The sequence below is a fragment of the Streptomyces xanthophaeus genome, from assembly GCF_000725805.1.
In the GTDB taxonomy this organism is placed as follows: domain Bacteria; phylum Actinomycetota; class Actinomycetes; order Streptomycetales; family Streptomycetaceae; genus Streptomyces; species Streptomyces xanthophaeus.
In genome coordinates this window covers 40,222-62,168 of the sequence record NZ_JOFT01000032.1, presented here as the reverse complement: position 1 = coordinate 62,168, position 21,947 = coordinate 40,222, and the positions used below count along the sequence as shown (strand labels likewise).

General features: G+C 71.7%; 20 protein-coding genes and 1 tRNA gene. 10 read left to right on the top strand and 11 right to left on the bottom strand.

What is annotated here, in order from left to right; all coding sequences use genetic code 11:
* Positions 1 to 16: 16 nt before the first annotated feature.
* A complete protein-coding gene (locus IO30_RS0120925; RefSeq protein WP_031145064.1) occupies positions 17 to 658 on the top strand; it encodes a TetR/AcrR family transcriptional regulator in 642 nt (213 codons plus the stop codon).
* 106 nt (positions 659 to 764) lie between these two features.
* On the opposite strand, the gene IO30_RS0120920 is transcribed toward IO30_RS0120925, so the two are convergent.
* Positions 765 to 1,241 carry a lamin tail domain-containing protein gene (locus IO30_RS0120920; RefSeq protein WP_031145063.1) on the bottom strand — a complete coding sequence of 159 codons (477 nt, stop codon included), beginning with the start codon at positions 1,239 to 1,241 and terminating at the stop codon, positions 765 to 767.
* Between the two features lie 434 nt (positions 1,242 to 1,675).
* On the opposite strand from IO30_RS0120920, the gene IO30_RS0120915 reads away from it, so the two are divergent.
* Together IO30_RS0120915 and IO30_RS42090 are read left to right on the top strand one after the other, a co-directional pair.
* The gene (locus IO30_RS0120915) at positions 1,676 to 1,969 is read left to right on the top strand and encodes a DUF3253 domain-containing protein (RefSeq protein WP_031145062.1); all 294 of its coding nucleotides are present in this window, start codon (positions 1,676 to 1,678) and stop codon (positions 1,967 to 1,969) included.
* A gap of 161 nt (positions 1,970 to 2,130) precedes the next feature.
* Complete coding sequence (locus IO30_RS42090) at positions 2,131 to 4,530, top strand: protein kinase domain-containing protein (protein ID WP_051902468.1); 2,400 nt, start codon at positions 2,131 to 2,133, stop codon at positions 4,528 to 4,530.
* A 49-nt stretch (positions 4,531 to 4,579) separates the two neighbouring features.
* Here IO30_RS42090 and IO30_RS0120905 read toward each other — a convergent pair.
* Positions 4,580 to 4,653 (bottom strand) — tRNA-Met (locus tag IO30_RS0120905).
* A 72-nt stretch (positions 4,654 to 4,725) separates the two neighbouring features.
* Complete coding sequence (locus tag IO30_RS0120900) at positions 4,726 to 5,589, bottom strand: oxygenase MpaB family protein (RefSeq protein ID WP_031145060.1); 864 nt, start codon at positions 5,587 to 5,589, stop codon at positions 4,726 to 4,728.
* Between the two features lie 657 nt (positions 5,590 to 6,246).
* Between IO30_RS0120900 and IO30_RS0120895 the strand changes: the two genes are divergently transcribed.
* Together IO30_RS0120895 and IO30_RS0120890 are read left to right on the top strand one after the other, a co-directional pair.
* Positions 6,247 to 6,585 (top strand): MerR family transcriptional regulator, encoded by a 339-nt coding sequence (locus IO30_RS0120895; protein ID WP_031145059.1) that lies wholly within the window; start codon positions 6,247 to 6,249, stop codon positions 6,583 to 6,585.
* A gap of 213 nt (positions 6,586 to 6,798) precedes the next feature.
* Entirely contained in the window at positions 6,799 to 7,011 is a 213-nt protein-coding gene (locus IO30_RS0120890) for a hypothetical protein (protein ID WP_031145058.1), read from the top strand.
* Between the two features lie 68 nt (positions 7,012 to 7,079).
* On the opposite strand, the gene IO30_RS42085 is transcribed toward IO30_RS0120890, so the two are convergent.
* From IO30_RS42085 to IO30_RS0120875, 4 genes are all read right to left on the bottom strand, one after another.
* Entirely contained in the window at positions 7,080 to 7,997 is a 918-nt protein-coding gene (locus IO30_RS42085) for an alpha/beta fold hydrolase (RefSeq protein ID WP_078904778.1), read from the bottom strand.
* A 3-nt stretch (positions 7,998 to 8,000) separates the two neighbouring features.
* The gene (locus IO30_RS0120880; RefSeq protein WP_031145056.1) at positions 8,001 to 8,528 is read right to left on the bottom strand and encodes a hypothetical protein; all 528 of its coding nucleotides are present in this window, start codon (positions 8,526 to 8,528) and stop codon (positions 8,001 to 8,003) included.
* A 181-nt stretch (positions 8,529 to 8,709) separates the two neighbouring features.
* Positions 8,710 to 8,970 (bottom strand): hypothetical protein, encoded by a 261-nt coding sequence (locus IO30_RS43685; RefSeq protein ID WP_078904777.1) that lies wholly within the window; start codon positions 8,968 to 8,970, stop codon positions 8,710 to 8,712.
* 92 nt (positions 8,971 to 9,062) lie between these two features.
* On the bottom strand, positions 9,063 to 9,476 hold the full coding sequence (locus tag IO30_RS0120875; protein WP_051902465.1) for a hypothetical protein: 414 nt from the start codon (positions 9,474 to 9,476) through the stop codon (positions 9,063 to 9,065).
* Between the two features lie 301 nt (positions 9,477 to 9,777).
* Between IO30_RS0120875 and IO30_RS0120870 the strand changes: the two genes are divergently transcribed.
* The 3 genes from IO30_RS0120870 to IO30_RS0120860 all read left to right on the top strand — a co-directional run bounded on the left by IO30_RS0120870 (position 9,778) and on the right by IO30_RS0120860 (position 12,941).
* Positions 9,778 to 10,089 carry a hypothetical protein gene (locus tag IO30_RS0120870; protein ID WP_031145054.1) on the top strand — a complete coding sequence of 104 codons (312 nt, stop codon included), beginning with the start codon at positions 9,778 to 9,780 and terminating at the stop codon, positions 10,087 to 10,089.
* A 264-nt stretch (positions 10,090 to 10,353) separates the two neighbouring features.
* A complete protein-coding gene (locus tag IO30_RS0120865; protein ID WP_031145053.1) occupies positions 10,354 to 11,628 on the top strand; it encodes a C15 family peptidase in 1,275 nt (424 codons plus the stop codon).
* A gap of 203 nt (positions 11,629 to 11,831) precedes the next feature.
* Positions 11,832 to 12,941, top strand: coding sequence for a mechanosensitive ion channel family protein (locus IO30_RS0120860; RefSeq protein WP_031145052.1), 1,110 nt, complete (start codon positions 11,832 to 11,834; stop codon positions 12,939 to 12,941).
* Between the two features lie 58 nt (positions 12,942 to 12,999).
* Here IO30_RS0120860 and IO30_RS0120855 read toward each other — a convergent pair whose 3' ends face one another.
* From IO30_RS0120855 to IO30_RS0120840, 4 genes are all read right to left on the bottom strand, one after another.
* Positions 13,000 to 13,911, bottom strand: coding sequence for a geranyl diphosphate 2-C-methyltransferase (locus IO30_RS0120855; protein WP_031145051.1), 912 nt, complete (start codon positions 13,909 to 13,911; stop codon positions 13,000 to 13,002).
* 14 nt (positions 13,912 to 13,925) lie between these two features.
* Positions 13,926 to 15,302 (bottom strand): family 2 encapsulin nanocompartment cargo protein terpene cyclase, encoded by a 1,377-nt coding sequence (locus IO30_RS0120850; RefSeq protein ID WP_031145050.1) that lies wholly within the window; start codon positions 15,300 to 15,302, stop codon positions 13,926 to 13,928.
* Positions 15,303 to 15,420: 118 nt separating this feature from the next.
* A complete protein-coding gene (locus IO30_RS0120845) occupies positions 15,421 to 16,833 on the bottom strand; it encodes a family 2B encapsulin nanocompartment shell protein (protein ID WP_031145049.1) in 1,413 nt (470 codons plus the stop codon).
* A gap of 767 nt (positions 16,834 to 17,600) precedes the next feature.
* Positions 17,601 to 18,035: an SgcJ/EcaC family oxidoreductase gene (locus IO30_RS0120840; protein WP_031145048.1), complete on the bottom strand. Its 435-nt coding sequence runs from the start codon at positions 18,033 to 18,035 to the stop codon at positions 17,601 to 17,603.
* A gap of 459 nt (positions 18,036 to 18,494) precedes the next feature.
* Here IO30_RS0120840 and IO30_RS0120830 point away from each other — a divergent pair, with 459 nt between their 5' ends.
* A complete protein-coding gene (locus IO30_RS0120830; protein ID WP_031145047.1) occupies positions 18,495 to 19,718 on the top strand; it encodes a hypothetical protein in 1,224 nt (407 codons plus the stop codon).
* A gap of 37 nt (positions 19,719 to 19,755) precedes the next feature.
* Positions 19,756 to 21,912, top strand: a complete 2,157-nt coding sequence (locus tag IO30_RS0120825) for a tetratricopeptide repeat protein (RefSeq protein ID WP_031145046.1) — start codon at positions 19,756 to 19,758, stop codon at positions 21,910 to 21,912.
* Positions 21,913 to 21,947 lie beyond the last annotated feature (35 nt).

Here is a 21,947-nt window from a genome sequence, read left to right as displayed (position 1 = left end):
CCGGTAGGCTGTCCACATGAGCAGCGGACACACCCCGGCCAAGGCCGCCCCCAGGCGCAGCCGCCGCGCCTTCGACCGCGACCAGGCCCTGGCCGCCGCCCTGCGGGAGTTCTGGACCCACGGTTACGAGACGACGTCGGTCGCCTCGCTCACCGCGGCGATGGGGATCAACCCGCCGAGCCTGTACGCCGCCTTCGGCGACAAGCGGCAACTGTTCGACGAGGCCGTGGCGCTCTACGTGCGCACGTACGGAACCCCGGTGCCGCAGGGCCCGGACGCCCGCTCCGACATCGCCGCGCTGCTGCGGCACCTCGCCGCCGACTACACCGACCCGAGCCACCCTCCGGGCTGCCTCATCATCTCGGCAGCGACCAATTGCGGCCCCGGCTCGCAGGATGTGAAGGCCCAGCTGCGTGCGATGCGCGAGGGGACCAAGGCTTCGATCGCCACCCGCATCCGCTCCGACGTCGACGCGGGACTCCTGCCTGCGCACGTGGACGCCGACGGGCTGGCCGCCTTCTACGCGGCTGTCGTCCAGGGCATGAACCAGCAGGCGTGCGACGGGGCCGATCGAGAAACACTGGACCGCGTGGTCGACGCGGCGCTGGCGGCGTGGCCGCAGACGGACCCCAAGCCGACGCCCGCGCCCGCGCCGTAGACGCCCGGAGCCCCACGACCGGCACGGCCCGGGCCGCCGTCCCCGTCCTGCGTGCCGGGCGCGACGCCGCCGCTCCGGGGCGTCGCGCCGGGGTGTGGCCCTGGGGTCAGTGGCTGCGGTGGTGGTGTCCGCGGCGGCCCCAGGCCTGGGTGTCGATGACGTTGCCGCGGTTGTCGCGGAGGGTGGCGGTGTCGCGCTCGTCCCAGATCTGGTGGCGGCGGTCCTGGTAGAGGTCCTGCCGGGTGTCGCGGCCCTGCCCGGTGTGGATCCTGACGCTGGAGCGGCCGTCCAGGCGGAAGCCCTTGAAGCGGTAGCGGTTGCCCTGCTGGTCGGTGAGGGTGAAGCCGCGGAGTTCGGCGCTGTGGCGCCCGTTGTTCCGAACCTCGACCCACTCGCTGTTCAGGGCGCGGTTGTCGCGCCCGCGGCCGTCGTTGCGCACATCGCCGATGACGAGGGAGGAGCGCTGGCCGCGGTGGTCGCGCCGGTTGTCGTCGGCGGTGGCCGGCACCGCTGCGGCCCCGATCAGGGCGCCGGCGGCCAGGATCGCGGCGAGCGTGCGGCGGGTGGCGACAGAAGCAGACATACGGATGGCCCCTTCAACGGTCAGCCGGACCGGCCTCGTGCGGGCCGGGCGGGTTCGAGCAGTTCCCGGCGTCCTGCCGAGGAGGCACACTCTGCCCTGAGTTGCGACTGAAACCGGCTAAAAGGCCGCGTGTTACCTAAAGCGGATATTTCCGTGACTCTTGCTTGTAAAGGGCATACGTCAAGGCGGTGTTGACGCGCGGGCTGCACGCGACGGCCCGGCCCCGGCCGTCGCGACGGCCGCAAAGCTGCTGCTCGACACGGCAGCGGGCTGAACCCCGTCCATCCCCCCGGCAGAGCACCTGGAACTGAACTGCGAGGAAACTCGGACGCCGCCCGGCGGGGCCGGAGGCGGACCGCCCCCCAAGGTTCGCTGCCGTGGGGGCGGGCCGCCGCTGACAGGCCGCGCGCCATCGCCGCTGCGAGACTGGGGGAGTGGCGGACATCGAACGGGACACGGACCGGCGCTTGGAACGAGCCATCCTGGAGCTCCTGGAGCGTCGTGGCCCGACTGCGACGATCTGCCCTTCCGACGCGGCGCGAGCGGTGCACGCAGGAGACGGCGACGGCTGGCGCGCGCTCATGGAACCGGCCCGCCGCGCCGCCCGTCGCCTGGTCGCGGCCGGCGAGGTGGAAATCACCCAGGCGGGCCGGGCCGTCGAGCCGACGCGAGCCCGTGGCCCGATCCGTATCCGTCGCGTCCGCCGGTCGACGACGAGCGAGGCGTGACGGCGGGGCGGGCACCGCCCCCGTACGGGTTTTTAGGTCGCCGGGATAGGGTGCCGCCGACGGACGTACACCGGTGGGCGGGGCGTGACATGACACTGCGGGACGGGGATCCGCGGGCGATCGGTGGGTATGCCCTGATTGCCCGGCTGGGGTCGGGCGGGATGGGCACGGTGTACTCGGGGCGGGCCGCTTCGGGGCGCCTCGTCGCCGTCAAGCTGGTGCACCAGCAGTTCGCCGACGACCCGGAGTTCCGGACCCGGTTCCGGCAGGAGGTCGCGGCCGCCCGGCGGGTGAGCGGGGCCTTCACCGCTGCGGTGGTGGATGCCGACCCGGACGCGGAGCGGCCCTGGATGGCGACCCAGCTGGTGCCGGGGCGGACGTTGGGCGCGCGGGTCAAGGCGGAGGGGCCGCTGCGCGGGAACGCGCTGCGCGTGCTCGCCCTGGGACTGGTGGAGGCGCTGCGCGAGCTGCACACCACCGGGGTGATCCACCGCGATCTGAAGCCGGACAACGTCATGCTGACGGACGACGGGCCGAGGGTCATCGACTTCGGGATCTCGCGGGCGGCCGGGCAGCAGACGCTGACCTCGACCGGGCAGATCCTCGGGACGCCGCCGTACATGTCGCCGGAGCAACTGTCGGCCCCGGCCCGGGTCCGGGCGTCGTCGGACGTGTTCTCGCTGGGGTCGGTGCTGGTGTTCGCGGCGACCGGACGGGGGCCCTTCGACGCGGACTCGCACTACATGACGGCCTACCGCGTGGTGTCGGAGGCGCCGGACCTCGGTGCGCTGGCCGATCCGCTGCGAGCCGTGGTCGGTGCGTGCCTGGCCAAGGAGGCGGGCGCCAGACCGGGGCCGGACGAGCTGCTGGCCGCGCTGGCGCAGATCCCGGCGGCCGACTGGCAGACCCCGCTCCGCGAGGGCGGGGACCAGGGCGGGGACCAGGGCGGGCGCCGAGGCGGGGACACCGCCGGCCCCAGCGGGCCCGATTCCGGCTCGTGGCCCGGCGCCGGCGCCTCCACCGCGGAGCACCCGGCGGAGCCGGCACCGGAAGGGGACCTGGCATCCGGTTCGGCCGGTTCCCGCGCGTCCGGCAGGGGCGGGCTGCTCACCCGACGCTCCGGGCCGCCGACCGGGGAAGTCGGGGACGCGTCGGCCGCGCGGCGCCGCCGGCCCCGTCGGCGCGTTCTCCTGGCCGGGGCGCTCGCGGTTTCGTTGCTGGCCGGCGGCGGGGTCTACCTGCGGTTCTTCCAGGCGGACGACGGCCCGGGGGAGGGCGCGAAGGCCCCTCGGTCCTCCGCGGCTCCCTCGGGGAACCCCGACGGCGCGGGGCGTACGCCCGGCGGGCCGTCGGTCACCGGGACCCTCGCCCCCTACCTGGCCACCGACGGCGGCAGCGCGGCCGGCAGCCGTGCCTACGCGGACACGCCCGCCCGGCGCCCCGCCGGCTGGCGGGCCTGGAACAGCGAGGAGAACAAGGGCTCCTGCGCGTACGCGGACTCCTCGCTGGTATGTACGGCGCCCGGCCCCAAGGGCAGTACGGGTGATGTGCTCAGCCGGTTCGACGCGGCTACCGGCGAGATGCTGTGGGGGCAGCTCCTGGAGGACTTCGTGGAGGGGCAGGCCCCGCTGGTGGCCCCCGGACCGGTCGCGGGCACCCACACGGTGATCGTGCTCGGCCGCAAGGGGTTCACCGCGCTGGACCTCGCCGACGGCGCCCCCCGGTGGAAATTCCCGACGAAGGACAAGCTGTTGCGGCCCGTGCTCGACGCGGACGGCAGCCGGGTGTTCGCGGTCAACCTGTCCGGCACGGTCACGGCCCTGGAGACCCGGTACGGGAAGTCCCTGTGGCAGCAGTCCGTGCCGGAGTCCGAGGACGGCTATCCGGCGCTGCGGGTGGCCGCGGACCGGGTGTACGTACAAGGGCGCTCCCAGAAGCCCGACATGGGGTTCCAGACCTTCGTGACCGCCCTCGACGGGGGTACGGGGAAGAAGCTGCCCTTCGGGACCCCCGAGGACGGCACCCGTTTCACGATGCCCGGGACGTGCGAGACGCGCGGACTGACGCTGGCCCGGGACGAGTCCGACGCGACCGTCTTCCTGTGCAGCAAGGAGAACGGGGCGGGCGTGCTGCGCGGTGATCCGGCGAGGCGGCGGAGCACGGACATCCCGTACGCCGGCACGACGCTGTCCGGACCGGCCGTGGCCGGTGGCAAGGTGTACCTGATGGCGAGCGCGTCGGAGGGAGAACCGGCCTTCATGGAGCTCGACCAGCAGACCGGCGGCGCCGTGTGGCGGGTCCCGCTGGCCGAGGACTGCACCGACCCGGAGCGCCCGGAGGCCTCGAACGCGGTGGTGGTGACCGACGGGCTGGCGTACGTGCGGTGCCGGTCCACGGGGGTGGTGATCGACCTGGCGTCCCACAAGCAGACCGGCCGGTTCACCGTCCCGGGAGGGGTCCGCCCCGGTCCGGACGGCCCGCCCGGCTTCCTGGTGGTGGGCGGAGTCGTCTTCACCCCGACGGCCAAGGGCTGGTCCGCCGTCGAACCCACCCCGGTATGAGTACGACAGAAGGGCCCGGATCCATATGGATCCGGGCCCTTCCGGTCAGTAGCGGGGACAGGATTTGAACCTGCGACCTCTGGGTTATGAGCCCAGCGAGCTACCGAGCTGCTCCACCCCGCGTCGGTGAACCCAACCCTACGGTATGGATCGACGACGCTCGACCAGGTTTCTCCGGGACGCCGGGGGCGAGGCTCAGCGCGGCGGCGCCATCGCCCAGCGGATCGTTCGCGTCAGGGCGTGCCCGGACAGGCGTACGCAGGTCTCCCACCGTCCCGTGGGAGGGCGCAGGCCGAGCAGGGATGCCGACCACGGGGGCAGCAGGGCGATCGCGTTCGCGGCGAGGAGCGCGTACGGCGCGCGGGCGGGCCAGGGCAGTGGTGGCTGGTGGAGGACGAAGCGGGCCGCGTCGAGGGCCTCGGGGGTGGCCCGCAGTTCCGGCCGGTACTCCGCCAGCAGGGCGGTCAGTGAGGCCCGGTCACGGGGCGGATCCAGCACGCCGAGCGCCGCCGCCACCCGCGCGGTGTCCCGGACGTAGGCGTCGCAGCCCGCCGCGTCCAGCGGGTGCGCGCCGAAGCGCTGGTGCGCCCGCAGGAAGCTGTCGACTTCGGCCGCGTGCACCCAGCCCAGCAGGTGGGGATCGGCCGCCCGGTAGGGTTCGCCCGCCGCGGTCGTGCCCCTGATGCGTTCGTGAACCGCCCGAACCCGGTCGACGGCGTCCTGCGCGTCCCGCGCGGTGCCGTACGTGGTGACAGCCAGGAAGGTGCTCGTCCGCTGGAGCCTGCCCCACGGGTCGCCGCGGAAGCCGGAGTGGCCGGCGACGGCGGCCATGGCGAGCGGGTGCAGGGACTGGAGCAGGAGCGCGCTCAGGCCCCCGACGAACATCGAGGCGTCGCCGTGCACCGTACGGATGGGCCGGTCGGCGCCGAACCAGCGGGGTCCTGGCGTGTCGTGGATCCGCGCGCGGTTTGCGGGGCCCGACGGTCCGGCCACCCGGCTGAACAGCGCCGAGCCGAGCTGCTCCCGCAGGTTCCGGCCGCCGGTCGTGGGCACGTTCATGGTGGTGTCCTACCCGCCGGTGCTCCGGCTCACCGCCCGCTGCACTGCCGCCGAATGGGCGACGCCCACTGCGCAACCCGGGAACAGCCGATTACCTCACTGGCGAGCGCGTGAAAATCTATCCTCGCCGCAGTAGACATTCGCCAACGGTGTGGCTATGGTTTCTCACGTAGCCGAGATCAAGCAAGGCCCGGCAGAGACGAACTGCCGGGCAGCAGTACCCGCAGGACGGTGCGGTGGTGGAGTGTCGAAGCCACGGTTGTTGCAGGACGGCGACGGGACTGACGACCGGACCGGGTGGCCCGCAGTCATCAGGGGCCGCCATGAGAGGTACCGCAGTTGACGCGGTGGAAGTAAGTGCAGTTCGCAGGACCCGCTTGGAAAGCAGTTGATCGCCGAGGGAGGAACGGAGGAACGAGGCGCCATCAGGATCGCCCGGGCGCAAGTGATGAGCCCGGGTACCGCAGGACATCGATAGCGAGGTGGTCTCCGGTCAAGCAATCGCGATCCCCGCATCTCCGGCAGAATATCGGTCGGATCAGCGGAAACAGAGGGCCGACGCTGTACGAGGGTCGGCAGATGGTGTAGCAGTTCCTTCGGGGCCCTGGTGCCGGTACGGCGCCAGGGCCCCTCAACGTGTTTCGCAGAGAGGTGCAAATGACAGCAGACGACTCGTTCGGCCGTCTCGATGACGACGACTACCCCGCCTACACGATGGGCCGGGCCGCCGAGATGCTCGGCACCACCCAGGGCTTCCTCCGTGCCATCGGCGAAGCCCGCCTCATCACCCCGCTGCGCTCCGAGGGCGGCCACCGCCGCTACTCCCGCTACCAGCTGCGCATCGCCGCCAGGGCGCGGGAACTCGTCGACCAGGGCACCCCGATCGAGGCGGCCTGCCGCATCGTGGTCCTTGAGGACCAGCTGGAGGAAGCCCAGCGCATCAACGCCGAGTACCGTCGCCGCGACGAGGCGTCCGCGGGGCCGACCGCGCTCTGAAGCGTGTGGCCCACCGGCTTCGGCGAACCCGCTCCCGCCGTCCCCGCCGTCCCCGCCGGGCGGACGGCGGGCGGACGGCGGGCCGGTAGGGGGCGGCCGAACGGGAGCGAGAGGGTGACGTGGGGCGTGCCGGATCGTTTCAGCCGGTGTGAATGAGAGATTCCGTTTGTCTGTGATCCCGGCCGTCGATCCGACATCGTCCCGGAGCCCGCGATGAGCACACGCGTCTTCTACTGGTGCCAAGGCTGCCGTCGTCCGCTCTACGCCGCCAGCTCGGCCGCGACCACCGGGACGCGCGACTGGGAGATCGACCACCAAGAGCGCACCCAGTGCGTCAACGGGGACCTGATGCCCCTGTCGGGAACGGCCGTCAGCCCCGAAGACCTACCCCACGCCACACGGGTACTGCGCCTGTTCGGCACCTGACTCCCCACGCCTGCCATGCGCGCCGGCAGGCTCGTCGTCGCGACGGGTCCGACTCGTACGGGGACCGTCTAGGGCTGCGCTGAAGCCCGGTCCGCGACGAGGCGGACCGCCGCGATGGTGAGGTCAGGGTCGTGGAGCTGCACGTAGTGGTCGCTACCGGTCGCCAGCAGGTGCGGGGTCTGTGGCCGCAGGCCCACCAGGGCCTGCTGGGCCTTGGGCCACGCCGCCTCCAGCTTCGCCAGCAGGTCCTTGGACATCATGGCCGGCGCGGCGAAGGGTTCCGTCTTGCTGAGCACCGCCACCGGGACCGGGGGGAGCGGGCCGCCGTCGTCGAGGGCGGTGACCCCGCCCTCGACGTCGACCTGCTCGAAGTCGGGATCGGCGTCGAAGGGCGTACCCGGATGCCGCAGCGCTTCGACGTACGCCGGCCAGGCCGCCCCCATCGCGGGCTTCAGCGCCGGCCCCAGCGCATCGACCAGGACCAGCCCGTGCGTCCGCTCCGGGTGCTCCTGCGCGTACCCCAGCGCGAGCATCCCGCCGAAGGAGTGCCCCACCAGCAGGTACGGGCCGGGCACGTGCCCGGCCGTCAGCACCCGGTCCAGGTCCTGGACCATCGCGGGCAGCGCCCGGGTGCCCCGTACGGGCGTGCTGCGGTCGGTGAGCTCCGGCGGCTGCGTGTAGCGGATGGTGCCCGGCCGGTCGTAGGTGCACACCCGGGTGAACGCGGCCACGCCCGGCAGCACGGCCGGGCTCTTGGGCACGGGCGCCGTGGTGTCGGTCAGGGACCACGGGTCGGAGGACTCGTGCAGCCCGGCCAACAGCACCACTGTCGGACTTCCGGAGCCGGAGCACTGCAGGTACAGCTTCCGTCCGCCGCCGATGTCCACCTGCCGCCCGGTGTCACCGCCCCCCGGCGGCGGCGCGGCGGCCCCCAGCAGGACGGCGGCCACCACGGCCGCTGCCGCACCGGGCCTACGCCATCGCATGCCTCAAGCCTCCCTCGGCCCCGTGCGCTCCGCCATCCGGCGGCGTTTCGCATACGACCAGGTCACTGCCGTCATCAGGACGGGGGTGGCGAACAGCGGGGCGAAGGCGAACCACCAGACGGCGAGTGCCGCATCGCTCGACATGTACGTCTGGCTTTCGACGGTGAAGGCGACCACGAGTTGCCACAGCGCCACCAGGACCAGGAGGCCCGAGGCGGTCCAGGCCAGCGTGGCGAGGGCCCGGGGGCGCAGCGGCTGCCACCGGTCGCTGACGAGCAGCAGCGGAAACAGAGCGGCCACCTCGGTAAGGACGGAGAGGCCGACGACGTACGCGATGCCCCAGCCCGGGATGTCGAAGACGTCGCGCAGTACCTGGTCGCTGTAGCCCACGTGGATTCCGGCGGCCATGGCGATGCGCCACAGACCGGACGGGAGCGCGCACAGGGCTATGGCGTGGGCGGCGCGGCGAGCCCAGACAGGCGCGGGTGCGACTGCGGGGAGGGGAACGTCGGCTGTCGTCATGACGCACATGCTGGCTTCGGACACGGCGGCTGCACATCGTCCGCCACGGCAGACTGAGTCCCCCTGCGGGAGGACCCGGATCCCGCTGAGGGGGGACCCGAAGACCCCCTACGGGACCTCAGGTGACACTGCTGGTCCGGGGCGCAGCATGCACGGGGCGCCTCGGACGCCGTGCGGAGGCGGCGCAGGATCAGCGCTTTCCGTGCCCGCGGTGCGTGTTCAGGCGCAGCGCCCAGACGTCGGTGTTGGTGTTCGGGGAAGGTGACCCTCCGGCGTGGATGGCGGCGGTCCAGTACGCGGCCGTGCTGCTTCCGTCGCGAAGAGCCGGTTCGAGCAGCGCCGCACAGGAGGAGAGCCGTTCGCTGACGTGCCGGTCCCGCTCCTCCGGGGGTGTTCCCGTCGGGGGGCCGGCGGAGAGGCGGGCAGGGTGTGGCGGCTGTCTCTCGCGCACGGGGGCTAATGCATATGCAAATGCGGATTCCAGGCTGCACATGCAGTCTTCTATCAGTTTGTACCTTGCGTTTACTGTTCAAGCGTCAGTCGTCAGCGGGGCGCGGCTCGGTGTCCGAACCAGCGGCTTCGACGGTGGGGAGCGTCGGCCACCGGAGCATTGGTTCCGGTGCGGGCGTCATCGCCCGGCCGGGTCAGTTCCTCGCTCTCGCGGTCGACGACTGCGGCCTCACGCCGTGATGCGCCGGCTTCCCGCCGGGTTCGCGCGGCCCGCCGGGCCGAACGGCGGGCGCCGATCACGACCAGTGCGAGGCCCAGGAAGGCTGCGGCTCCGACGATGATCCCGATCAGAAAGAGAGATCCGGTGGAACCCGTGGCGTGGTAGCCGAAGATCGAGAAGTCGCCGCCGAGACCGAGGCCATGCCCAGCGCCGGTATTTCCGAAGATTCCGGCCAGGCTGACGACGACGGCAGCGATCAGAATGATGAGTCCGAGGATGAGAATCATGATGTGCTCCTTGGATCCGCGCCCGCACCATCCGCCGGACACGGCTGGCGCCTACCCCCCCCTCGTCGGCCGTCAAGCTGGAATGGGGAGCGGTCACGTCACGCCGGTACCTGGCTGTGCCCACTTCCAGCAAGCCCCTCACCTGCGGCTTTGCCGCCTCACGCTGCCCGGTCGCCGTACCGGTCGATATCCGGGGATTCCCGTACTGCGCGGGTTGGAGGTACCGGCGAAGGCGAAAGCCTCGACGCCCAGCACCTTCGCGACTTGGGGCAGCGAGCGTCCCGAGCAGAAGGAGAAGGCCATGAGCAGAACCACCTGCAGGGCGCGCCTGGCGTGCGCCGCCCTGTGTCTCGTCCTCCCGGGCCTCGCCCTCGGCGGCGGGCGGATCGTGCCGCGCGGAGTGCAGGTCAACGAGCCTGGCGGGGTCGGCGTCACCATTCCGGAGGCGAACTGGGAGAACACGTCCACCGGGGTCTATGCGACCGGGACCCGCCAGGGCGCCGCCACCAACTGGGATCCCATCACCGCCCACGAGTTGACCGTCACGCTGCACTGCACCACGGACCAGACCAAGGCGTTCAAGCAGACCGAACGGCTGGGCCCCCGCGGGTGACGCGATCCGCCTCGGTACACGGTCCGGGGAAGGCCGGGGCCACAGGCCCCGCTCACCCGCGTACGCGTCGGGCCACTCGCCCGGTGCAGGCCAAAGGCAGCGCAGGCAATGCGTGACACCGGGCAGGTTGCGCTGCCGCGCGGGCAGTTTCGTGCATCGAACCGGACGCGTCGACAGCGGAGTCGAGCCAGCGAGCGTGCTCTCCTGGCCGGTTCGGCCGGTGTGCCTGGTAGGGGTGACGGCCGCTAAGTAGTGTCACATCGCATGATGCTCTTACGGCGTGCGGCATCGGCCGCTGCCCTTCTCGTCACCGTCCTCCCCATGGCGGTCGCCTCGCCCGCGCACGCGGCCGACGGCGCGTCCGCCTGCCGCCCCCCGGCCTCCGTGCCGCTCGATGCCGAACAGGCACGGCTCGCGGACGCCCGTACCACCGCCCTGGTCGAACGTGCCGGGTTCGGAGACTTCGTACGGCGGTTCCCCGCCGCCCTGTGCGCGGCGCGCACCCCCGCCGAGGCCGAACGGATCCTCGGCTCCTGGGGCCAGGCCCTCTGGCAGGCCTCCGTACGGCGGGCCCAGGGGCAGCGGCCCGGCGGCGACCTCGCCCCCGGTGACGATCGCCCGCTGTACTGGGCGCGGCTCGGCATGACCGCCGAACTCGCCCGCTGGCAGCCGCGGTTCACCGTCGACCGGGCGGTTCTCCGCGCCCGCTTCGAGGACGACTCCCGCGGCCTCACCGACAACGCCTTCCGGACGGCACCCGGCGTACGAAGGATCTTCATCAGCGGATTCGACCCCTTCGGGCTCGACGCGGAGATCCGCCGCGCCAACCCGTCCGGATCGGCCGCCCTACAGCTCAACGGGCGCCGCGTGACACTCGCCGACGGCAGCCCGGCGGAGATCCGCGCCGTCGTCCTGCCCGTGCGGTACGCCGACTTCGACGCCGGCATGGTGGAGCGGGCGTTCGCCCCGCGCCTGGCCGCCGGTCCCGCGTCGGCCGACATCATCACCAGCGTCAGCCAGGGCTACCCCGGCATCTTCACCCTGGAGGACTGGGCGGGGCGGGCGCGGTCCGCCGACCCGTACCCCGACAACGCGCGCGCCCTCTCCGGTGGCACCCGCGAGCGTCCGGTGACGGCCCCCGGCCTCGGCCCGGGCCCGGAGTTCATCCGCACCACACTGCCCGCCGACGCGGTGACCTCCGCCGTGCAGACCCCGTACCCGGTCCTCCTCAATACCGAGGTGACCGAGATCCCGGCGGGCGGCACGGCTCCCGTCGACCGGACCGACGGCCCGACACCGGGTTCGCGTGCCGTGGCGGGCGGCGGGGGCGGCTACCTGTCCAACGAGGTCGCCTACCGCTCCAACCGGCTGCGCGCCGAACTCGCCCCGCACCTGCCCGGCGGCCACCTCCACACCCCGGTGCTCACCGGACTGCCGTCCGATCCCCAGCTGCTGACGGGCCCCGAGTTCGAACGCAACGAGAGCGCGATCACCGCAGAGGTCCGCGCCGTCCTCGAACACGCCGCCGTACGACGGTAGCCGCCGCCCCGCCTGCAGTACGTCACCTCGCCATGGGGCAGGATGGCAGCCCGTTCCGGATGCGTACACACGCCCGAACGCGGTTGACAGCACGACGAACTGACAGGTGACAAGGTGACGACACACCTCATACGACGGTCGGCAGCGCCCGCCGCCGCCACGCCCCCGGGCCCCGGCCGGAGCCGCGCTGCGGAGGGGGTCCGTTGAACCGCGATCTCGTCCTGCACGACTGGCTGGTCGCGGGCATCGCGCTGGCGGCGGGCGCCGCGGCCGGGCTGCTCCTGCGCGCCCTCCTGCGGTGGCTGGGCCGGCACGCCGAGCGGACCCGGTGGCGAGGGGACGACGTCATCGTCGACGCGCTGCGCACCATCGCCCCGGGTGCCGCGCTCATCGCGGGCGCCGCGGTGGCCGCCACGACCCTGCCGCTCACCGCGCGGGTCTCGGGCTTCGTGAACCAGTCCCTGACCGCCCTGCTCATCCTCATCGCCACGCTCAGCGCGGCGCGGGTCGTCGCGGGCCTCGTCCAGTCCGTGGCGGGGGCACGCACCGGGGTGGCCGCGTCGGCCTCCATCTTCGTCAACATCACGCGGATCGTGGTCCTCGTGATGGGCGTCCTCGTTGCCCTGGAGACCCTCGGCGTGTCCATCGCGCCCCTGGTCACCGCGCTCGGAGTGGGTGGCCTGGCGGTGGCCCTGGCACTCCAGGACACCCTCGCGAACCTCTTCGCCGGAGTGCACATCCTCGCCTCGAAGACCGTGCAGCCCGGTGACTACATCCGGCTCACCAGCGGTGAGGAGGGGTACGTCGTCGACATCAACTGGCGCAACACGGTGGTGCGCAACCTGTCGAACAACCTGGTCATCATCCCGAACGGGCGTCTCGCGCGGACGAACATGACCAACTTCACCCAGCCCGAGCACCAGTTCTCGATCCTGGTCCAGGCGGGCGTGGGCTACGAGAGCGACCTGGAGCACGTCGAGCGGGTGACCCTCGACGTCGTCGACGGCGTGATGACCGAGATCAACGGGGCGGTCCCCGACCACGAAGGGCTGGTCCGCTTCCACACGTTCGCGGACTCCCGCATCAACTTCACCGTGATCCTGGGTGTCGGCGAGTTCAGCGACCAGTACCGGATCAAGCACGAGTTCATCAAGCGGCTGCACAAGCGGTTCCGTGCGGAGGGCATCTCGATCCCCGCGCCGACCCATACGGTCGCCCTCCAGCGGGACGAGCTCCCGGCCCCGTCCCCGCACGTGCCGGTCCCGCACCAGCGCGGCGCGTCACCGTCGCTCCGCACGGACAGCGGCATCTGACGGGCAGTGCGGCTCCGTCGGCCGCGGAAACGGCCGGCGGAGCCGCACGGCGAAGGGCTCAGACGCGGTCGGCTGCGATCAGGACGTACTGGAACGAGCCGTCCTTGTAGGAGTTGATGAACGCCTCCTCGATACCGGTGACCAGCGAGGACGTGGCCCGCAGCTCCCAGTACGGCAGGGTCTCGGGCGTGAGGTCGATGACGGCCTGCGGTACGAGACGATTGTCGGCCATCGCGCGCAGGTACTCCCGGCGCGAGTGGATGTTGCACTCGAAGTGGGCGTTGATCTGCGAGACCCACTTCGAGGGCTGGCCGTAGCGCGGGTTCCAGCAGCCGGTGATGGTCACGTAGCGGCCGCCGACCTCGAGGATGCGGGAGTGCTCGGCGAAGAGGTCGTGCAGGTCGACGTACATGCTCGACTCGTTGTTCCAGGAGGCGGCGGCCTGCCCCGTCTCGAAGGGCGTGCCGAGCATGTTGCAGACGCGGGCGCGCACGTGGTCCTGGATGCCGAGTTCACCGGCCCGGTGGTTGGCGAAGTCGGCCTGCTTCGCCGACAGGGTGACGCCCTCGACCTTGCACCCGAAGCGCTGGTGGGCCATGACCATGGAACCACCGCGGCCGCAGCCCGCGTCCACGAGGGTGTCATCGCGCCCGATGGCGCCGAGGTGGTCCAGGAGGAGTTCGGCCTGGGCCGATTCCAGGCGGTGGAGTTCGGCGATCAGCCTCTTCTCGTACGCGCTGTCGTCCGCGTCGCCGAGGGCGGCGTGGTCGACGTCGCCGATGCCGTAGTGGTGGTGGTAAAGGCCGTCGACGTCACCGAGGCGCAGGTTCACGGGCCTGGCCTCGTGGTCCCAGTAACGGGCGATGTCCCCCTGGTAGGCGGTCGCGGGGGAGGGGATGAACACGGACGTGTCAGCGGTGGTGGTAACAGCGGTGGTGGTAACAGCGGCGGTGAGATCGGTGCCGGTCATGGAGAGTTCCGTCCTTACCAGAAGTCGGGCAGGCTGTATCGATAGGTGTTGGTCTGGTGCCAGTAGTGGTTGCCGTCGACCCACGCGGCCACGCCCCGCAGGAAGCGCAGCACGCTCGGGGCGGGGAGGGTGGCGGCCAGTTCGGCTGCTGCCGCCTCGAAGCCGTGCATGAGGTCGTTGTGGACCTCGACCGCCTTGAGGTAGGCATCACGGACCGGGAGGTCTTCACGGTCGGCGATGACCACGGGCAGGTTCAGGTGCCGGCCGGGGCCGGCGAGTTCCTTGGTGTAGGAGTAGAGGTCGTTGACGATGGTGGTGGCGTTCCCGGCGAGCGCGATGACCCGCTGCATTTCGGGCTGCGCGTGGAGGTCCGCCGGGAGTTCGTAGCCGCCGACGCTGTCGGTGATGGTGGGGCAGGGGCGGAAGTTGTTGAACTGCCGCATCGCCAGGTACTCCCACACCTCGGGCACGTGGTCCGTCTGAGCCCAGGCGGCCTCGGCGAGGTAGCCCAGGTGCAGCCGGGCCATGTCGTGCCGGAAACGGTCGGCTTGGGAGGGCGTGACCTGCCGGAGGAAGTACTGCATGGCGGAGCTGTAGGCGCGCCGCGGTGCGTCCGCGCGGAGGGACTCCGCCCACTGCGGCTGGTACTCCTTCGTCGTGTGGAGGGGGTCGAGAGCGGTGTGGGCGAGCAGGAGCCGACCGCCGAGGCCGATCGGAGAGCCGCCGTGGTCCTCGCAGTAGCAGTCGTCGACCGCGTTCTCGGCGACCATAAGGCGCGTGGCGAGCATCAGGTGTTCGATGGTGGGGGCGTCCGGGTGGCAGGCGACCATGTAGCGCCCGACGGAGAAGCCGTCGAACTGGTCCTCCCAGTCCTCGGGGTAGAGCTCGACCTCGTCCAAGGCCCAGGCCTTGATCCTGCGGCTGACCTCCTCCACCCGCGCCGGATCGGGCTCCGCGACCGGGTGGTAGTAGAGGCCCGGGATGGGATTTCCCGCCACCGGTTCGGGTTCGGGCGCAGGGACCGCAGGCGCGACGGGTTCCGGGTGCCGGGTCAGGTACAGGCCTGCGGTGCCGATCCCGCTCGGGCCGCGCAGGATCCGTTTCAGGGCGGATGCACGGGTGTCCGCCGCCGGTACTTCTGCATCTGCATCTGCGTGGACGTCCACGCCGGGGTCTGCGGGCACCGGTACTTCGGCGGGTACGTGCCCCACGGCGGGACCGGGGACGGAAGGCCGACCTGGAACAGCGGGAAGAGCGGGAAGAGCGGGCGGCGAGCCGACGCCGTCAGTGGTGCGGGCATGGGAGTGGGCACCTGCGAGGACGTGGGCGCCGAAGTGCGCCGAAGCGGCGGGCAGGCTCGACTGCAGAGGGGAAAGCCCGGGGTCGGGCATCCGTAACTCCTTGGTGAGGTGGGTGGGCTGCCGGGGAACCGGGCACGTCCGGCCGGGTCCGGGAGGCCCGGGCGGCGAGGCCCACGGGGACCTCTGGCCGGTCCTTCAGCCGCGGCTGCTAGCCGCGCGTGCGCGCGATCTGCACGTTCTCCAGCACGCCGAGGGCGTCGGGCACGAGGATGGCGGCCGAGTAGTAGGTGGTGACCAGGTAGGAGATGATCGACCGTTCGTCGATGCCCATGAAGCGCACCGACAGGCCCGGCTCGTACTCCTCCGGCAGCCCGGTCTGGCGCAGGCCGATGACACCCTGGTTGTCCTCGCCGGTTCGCATGCAGAGGATCGAGCTGGTGTTCTCCTTGGTGATGGGGATCTTGCTGCAGGGCAGGATCGGGACCCCGCGCCAGGCCGGAACCTGCTGTCCGCCGAGATCGACGTGGTCCGGGTAGAGCCCCCGGGCGTTGAACTCCCGTCCGAGCGCCGCGATCGTCCTCGGGTGGGCGAGGAAGAACTTGGAACCGCGGCGGCGGCAGAGCAGCTCGTCGAGGTCGTCCGGAGTGGCGGGTCCGGAGTGGGTCTGGATCCGCTGCTTGAAGTCTGCGTTGTGGAGCAGACCGAACTCCCGGTTGTTGATCAGCTCGTGCTCCTGGCGCTCGCGCAGGGCCTCGATGGTGAGCCGGAGCTGTTCCTCGGTCTGGTTCATCGGCTCGTTGTAGAGGTCGGCGACCCGCGTGTGGACCCGCAGCACGGTCTGCGCGATGGAGAGTTCGTACTCGCGCGGGTTGAGTTCGTAGTCGACGAAGGCGCCGGGCAGATCGGCCTCGCCGGTGTGGCCGGCCGACATCGCGATCTCGGCCTCGCCGTGCTTGTTCTGCCGCTGCAGGGGAAGCGTGCTGAACCGCCGGATGTGGTCCTGAAGGCCCGGCGCGACGGACTGCACGGCGGCGAAGTCGGAGCGGGAGAGGGTGAGCAGGGTGCCCGGGGTCTCGGCCGTGACCGTCCAGTCCCACGTGGCGTCGGCGTCCAGCAGGGCGTTCTCACCGAACTGGTCGCCGTCGGCCAGTACCGCGACGGCCACCTCGTCCCCGTACTTGCCGACGGAGGTCTGACGCACCCGGCCGTGGGCGATCAGGTGGACCTGCTCCGCGGAGGTACCCCGCTCGGCCAGCACCTCGCCGGCACGGAAGTCGCGCTGGACGCACCGGTCGGCGACCGCGGTCAGTACGTCGACGTCGTCGAAGCCTTTCAGCAGGGCCAGTTCGCCGAGTTCGCGGGGGATCACCCGGACGTTGCCGCCGTCCTGGACGAACTCGATGCGGCCGTCGCCGACGGTGTAGCTCAGCCGACGGTTCACCCGGTAGGTGCCGCCCTTGGTCTCCACCCAGGGGAGCATCCGCAGCAGCCAGCGGGAGGTGATCTCCTGCATCTGCGGGGCGGACTTGGTCGTGGTGGCAAGGTTGCGCGCGGCCGCCGTACCCAGGCTGGACTGCTTGGGCGGCTCCAGCTGGGTTTCCGGGCTGGTCTCAACGCTCATCGGGGGGAATCTCCTTCGCAAGGGCGGTGACCAGGCGCACGTGTCCCGTCACCAGGGGTATGGGGGTGAGGGCAGAAATCCGGGCAATCCGTCCAGATCCAGGAGCACGTTAGCCGCCGCCGGATGCGATCAACACCCGCAATCCGTCGCCATTCCCCCGATGCGGTGATCTTGCCCGCCGAGGTGTTTGCAGACCGCTTCGGTGGTATTGCGCCACGTGGGCGGAACCGTCGGCAGCGGGTTGGCCGGTTGGCCGGCCGGGCCGACGTGCGGAAGACTCGCGTCCCATGCGCATGGGGATCTCGGGCTTCGAGCCGTCCTGCCTGGCCGGGATCGAGGCCGTTCGGCTGCTGCACGGATCACGGCCGGCGACGCGACCGGCACTGGGGGACTCGACGTGAACCACGACCAAGTGGCCCGGGAGCGAGGCGAGTACAGGCCATGGAGGGGCGGCGCGGCGGCCGAAACGACCAACGCCCTGATGCGTCTGCTCGCATCGGTCCCCGCGCCCGACGACGCCCGCCACAGGGACGTGGGGCGAGGTCGCTGGTCCGGCCGGGCGCCGAGCCGGACGGATGGACCGTCATGGTGAACGAGGCGCGCGGCGACCGATTCCGCCGACTCGGAGCGAGATGAGAGGGCCCTCTGCCCCCGAGTTCACCGGGGTCCGGCAGGCGGGTACGTCCACCCGTCACCGACGTGGAGCTGCGGCACGACTGCGCGGCCGGCGAAATCGCCGGCCGCGCACGCGGGTTGTCGTGCGGGGGTCAGCCCGCGGGCGGAGCGTTGACGGCGGAGTTCTGACCGACCACGATCTTCCAGCCGTCCGGCTGCTCCGCGATCACGTAGCTCGTCACGCCCCGAGCGCCTTCGACAGGGTTGCCCGAGCTGTCCGTGGGTGTCTGATGGACGTTCGCCGCGATGACTCCCGGCACGATCTCAAGGAGCTTGACGACGTCGTAGCGCGCGTACGAGTCGCGCAGGAAGCCCTTCAGTGCGGGCCCGCTGAACTCGGTGATCGCCTCGCGCCCGTCCAGACGCGTACCCATGGCATTGGTCCAGGACGCCTCCAGGGCGAACTGCTCGCCCAGGGCCAGGGCGTCATGGGCGTTGAACGCCCTCTCCAGGTCCTTCACCACCCCCGTCACCGCTGCCTGTACCTCCGCCGAGATGGCCCCCACCACCAGGATCTCGTTCGTCATGGCCGCACCTCTTTCCGTTCCCGGTCCGACAGACCGGATGTTCCTCACCGGATCCCCTCCGGGGCGACGCCTTCGCCGACACCGGCCACTCAACATCCCAAAGCCTGGTTGAGGTCAAGTGGAGAGGGTTTGGCGGCCTTCTGGGGAAACGATGGCGGCCCTCGCCAGGATGAGCGCGTCCGCATCACCCACTGGTGAAGGAGGTGTCCTGATGAAGAAGATCCAGGTACGCAAGGCCGGTCCGGTCCGCCTGACGTCCTCGGCTTGCAGCGTGTACACGAACCCCAACTGATCCCGGATCAGATGAGCTCCGGCCACTAGCGCGCCGGAGCCACGGCGCCGTCGTGCCGGCGGCAGCCCGAGGCGACTCAGGCTGCCCTCCCGGCACGACGGCGCCTCCCGGGAAGCGGGTGGTGACCCGCCCGTGCCGGGTCCGGACCGGAAGCCGAGGGAGAGCCCATGCCGGAGCACGGCATCCGCAGCACTGCCGACACGCCCCTGCCGTTCCATCCACTGGTCTATCTGGAGGACGGCGACGAAGTCACCATCGGGCGGCCCGACACGGACTCCTACGGGATCTTCCCGCCCGACGGGGCCCACCTGGTGCGCCGCCTGGCGGAGGGAGCCACACCGGCGCAGGCCTCGCACTGGTACGCCGCCGAGTACGGCGAGCAGGTCGACGTCGAGGACATCATCGGAGCCCTGCGCGAGCTGGGCTTCGTCCGCGAGGCCGACGAGGAGCCGGCGGCGGCGGAGCCGGTGCGCTGGCAGAGGCTCGGCCGGGCGCTGTTCTCTCCGCTCGCCTGGGTCTGCTACGCCCTCGTCGTGGCATGGGCACTGCTGCGCATGATCCTCTCGCCGGACCTCGTACCGACGGCCGAAGACCTGCTGTTCAGTGACTACTACGCGGTGGTCAGCCTCGTGCTGCTGGTGGCCGCCGTCCCCCTCATCGCGGTCCACGAGGCCTTCCACGCCCTCGCCGCACGACGCCTCGGCGTCCGCTCACGGACCCGGCTGTCGTACCGCTTCTACTTCCTGGTGGTCGAGACGGCGCTGGACGGCCTCGTCGCCGTCGAGCGCAGGAAGCGCTACCTGCCGATCGTGGCCGGAATGGTCGCCGACTGCGTTCTCCTCGGTCTGCTCATCACGGTCGCGGACGCCTCCCGCGGTCCCGGCGGGGCCGAAACCGTCACCAGCCGGGTCTGCCTCGGGCTGGCCTTCGCGGCCCTGTTGCGCCTGCTGTGGCAGTTCTTCCTCTACCTGCGCACCGACGTCTACGTGCTGATCACCACCATGCTCGGATGCGTCGACCTGCACACCACCTCCGTCCGCCTGCTGCGCAACCGGTTCCTGCGGCTGCGCGGGCGGACCGACAAGCTGGCGGACGAGTCCCAGTGGCACCCGGTGGACCGCCGGGCGGCAGGCTGGTACTCCTGGCTGATCGTGGCCGGATACACCGTCAGCCTCGGCACGTTCGTGCTCGCGCTCGCCCCGGTCCTCGTCCAGATGGTCTCCGGCGCCATCGACCGCTTCGGCGCCGGGCAGCAATCGAGCTGGACCGAGCTCCTGGACTCCTCGGCCTTCCTCTTCCTGACCTTCGCCCAGATCGCCCTCACCGTCTGGATCGCCGCCAGGGAACGCCTGCGCGCCCGACGGTCCCGGACCCACCACGTCATCGACTGACGGATCACCCCGTCTGCCCCTTGCGAAAGGCAGGTTCATGACCGGCCACTACTGGATATCGGCGCCCCGGCGCCGCGAGCGCGACCGGCTGCGCGCCGGCCTCGGACTGCCTTCCCCGCTCACCGTGGTGGACGCACACCGGCGCCTACGGGGCCCCTACACCGCGGCCGGCACGCTGCTGCGGCAGGTGGCCCCCGGGGCGCTGGGCCGGCAGCCGGAGCTGGCCGCCCGCCACTACATCGAACTCCAGGAGAGCACACCGGAGCTGTTGCCCCTGGTGCCGCCCAAGGTCAGGGCCCTGGAGCTGAACGCAAAGGCACCGGGGGAGGCGACCAGGTACCCGGCCCGGCTGCACTCGCTACGGGTCGCGCACGGCCTCGTGGACTTCCTGCTGGCCGCGCTGACCGGGGCCGGGAGCGGCGCGGACGGTCCGCGCACCCTCGTCGTGGAGAACGTCCACCACGCGGACGTCACCGACCGTGAATTCCTCGCCGCAGCGCTCCGGCGCATCCCCGCACAGGTGCTCACCCTCGTGGTCTGCACCGACACGGACGCCCTCGCCGACCCGCCCGGCATGGTCTCTGTCTCCCTCCCCGTGGAACTCGCGACGCGGACCACCCGTATCCACCGCCCGGACACCGCGGCCGGCCCCGGTCCGGACGGCGCGGAAGGCCGGGCGGAGACCCTGCTCCAGGCCGCCACCCGGTACGTGGAGGGGGACTGCGTCGACGACGACCCCGCGCTGACCGCCGCGTACGGGGCGATCACCGACGAGGAGCGCACCGCCCTGCACGACCGCAGGGCCGAGGCGCTGGCCTCCACGGCGCAGGAGGAACCGTCGCTGAAGCTGGGCGCGCTGCCGTACCACCTGCTGCGCGGCAGCGACTGCGACGGCGCCGGCCTCGACGCCCTGAGGTGGGCGCAGAGCCGCTGCAAATACTTCGGCTTCTACCACGCCGCGGCCGAGATGGGCGAGGAGGGCCGTCACCGGGTGGATCCCGTCGCGCGCCCCGAACTGTGGTGGCCCTTCATCCGCGAGACGGGCGTGTGCCTGGCCGCCGCGGGGCGGCCCGAGGAATCGGCCGCGGTGCAGGAGGAGGCGCGGACGGCGACCACCGCGCCCAAGCACCACATGAGCCTGGCCTACGAGACGGGCATGCTCTACGCCCGCCACTTCCCGCCCGAGCTGCGCGACGACCGGCGGGCCAGGGCGTACGTCAACCAGGCCATCGCGATCTCGGACCTGCTGCCCGACCCCAAGGAGCGGGCCTTCTACTCGGTGTTCAACCGCAACGGACTCGCCCTGGTGGAGGTCAGGGCCGGACGGCCCGACGAGGCCTTGCGGCTGCTCGACGAGGGAATCGAGAGGCTGGACCGCGAACTGGGCATCGGCGAACGGACCTGGCACCGCGTGGGCCTGCGCTACAACCGGGCGCAGGTGAACGGCATGAGCGGCCGGCTGGAGGACGCGCTCGCCGACTACGCCTCGATCATCGACGCGGACAGCGACTTCGCGGACCACTACTTCAACCGGGGCAGCATGCTGCGCCGACTGGGCCGCATCGAAGAGGCCATCGCGGACTACGAGAGGGCGCTGGCCCTGGAGCCGCCCTTCCCCGAGGCGCACTACAACCGCGGCGAGGCCCGGCTGGAACTCGGCGACACCGAAGGAGCGCGGGCGGACTTCGACCGGACCCTGGAGCTGGAGCCCGGCAATCTGGAGGCGCTGCTCGCGCGTGCGGGGCTGCTCGCCGACCAGGGGGACGACAAGGCCGCACTGGACGACGTGACGGCCGGCCTGAAGCTCGACCCGCAACACCCGCACCTGCTCTGCCTGCAGGGACGGCTCTGGGGCGAGGAAGGCCGTACGGCGGAGGCGCACGAGTCCCTGGCCGAGGCACTGCGCCTGGACCCCCAGCTGGCGGAGGCATGGGCGATCAAGGCCGAACTCACCTACCTGGAGGGCGACCTGGCCGCGGCGCTGGCCGATTTCGACCGTGCGGTGGACCTCGACGGCAGGCCCGAGTTCCGGTTCAACCGGGGCGTGGTGCACGAGGCGGCGGGCAACTTCGCGCAGGCCGTGACCGACTTCGACGCGGTCCTGGCCGTCACCGACGACCCCGAGGCGCGGAGCCGCCGGGAGAGCTGCCTGCACGCGGCCGAACGCGCGCGCGGTGTCCCCCCGGCCCGTTGACCAGCCGTGCCCGGGGTCCGCAGCCCGGGCACGGA

Bases quoted from the DNA above. Each gene is read 5' to 3' on its own strand.
- IO30_RS0120925 (WP_031145064.1), top strand. From the start codon at position 17: ATGAGCAGCGGACACACCCCGGCCAAGGCCGCCCCCAGGCGCAGCCGC.
- IO30_RS0120920 (WP_031145063.1), bottom strand. From the start codon at position 1,241: ATGTCTGCTTCTGTCGCCACCCGCCGCACGCTCGCCGCGATCCTGGCC.
- IO30_RS42090 (WP_051902468.1), top strand. From the start codon at position 2,131: ATGGGCACGGTGTACTCGGGGCGGGCCGCTTCGGGGCGCCTCGTCGCC.
- IO30_RS0120900 (WP_031145060.1), bottom strand. From the start codon at position 5,589: ATGAACGTGCCCACGACCGGCGGCCGGAACCTGCGGGAGCAGCTCGGC.
- IO30_RS0120895 (WP_031145059.1), top strand. From the start codon at position 6,247: ATGACAGCAGACGACTCGTTCGGCCGTCTCGATGACGACGACTACCCC.
- IO30_RS0120890 (WP_031145058.1), top strand. From the start codon at position 6,799: ATGAGCACACGCGTCTTCTACTGGTGCCAAGGCTGCCGTCGTCCGCTC.
- IO30_RS42085 (WP_078904778.1), bottom strand. From the start codon at position 7,997: ATGCGATGGCGTAGGCCCGGTGCGGCAGCGGCCGTGGTGGCCGCCGTC.
- IO30_RS0120880 (WP_031145056.1), bottom strand. From the start codon at position 8,528: ATGTGCGTCATGACGACAGCCGACGTTCCCCTCCCCGCAGTCGCACCC.
- IO30_RS0120875 (WP_051902465.1), bottom strand. From the start codon at position 9,476: ATGATTCTCATCCTCGGACTCATCATTCTGATCGCTGCCGTCGTCGTC.
- IO30_RS0120870 (WP_031145054.1), top strand. From the start codon at position 9,778: ATGAGCAGAACCACCTGCAGGGCGCGCCTGGCGTGCGCCGCCCTGTGT.
- IO30_RS0120865 (WP_031145053.1), top strand. From the start codon at position 10,354: ATGATGCTCTTACGGCGTGCGGCATCGGCCGCTGCCCTTCTCGTCACC.
- IO30_RS0120855 (WP_031145051.1), bottom strand. From the start codon at position 13,911: ATGACCGGCACCGATCTCACCGCCGCTGTTACCACCACCGCTGTTACC.
- IO30_RS0120850 (WP_031145050.1), bottom strand. From the start codon at position 15,302: ATGCCCGACCCCGGGCTTTCCCCTCTGCAGTCGAGCCTGCCCGCCGCT.
- IO30_RS0120845 (WP_031145049.1), bottom strand. From the start codon at position 16,833: ATGAGCGTTGAGACCAGCCCGGAAACCCAGCTGGAGCCGCCCAAGCAG.
- IO30_RS0120840 (WP_031145048.1), bottom strand. From the start codon at position 18,035: ATGACGAACGAGATCCTGGTGGTGGGGGCCATCTCGGCGGAGGTACAG.
- IO30_RS0120830 (WP_031145047.1), top strand. From the start codon at position 18,495: ATGCCGGAGCACGGCATCCGCAGCACTGCCGACACGCCCCTGCCGTTC.
- IO30_RS0120825 (WP_031145046.1), top strand. From the start codon at position 19,756: ATGACCGGCCACTACTGGATATCGGCGCCCCGGCGCCGCGAGCGCGAC.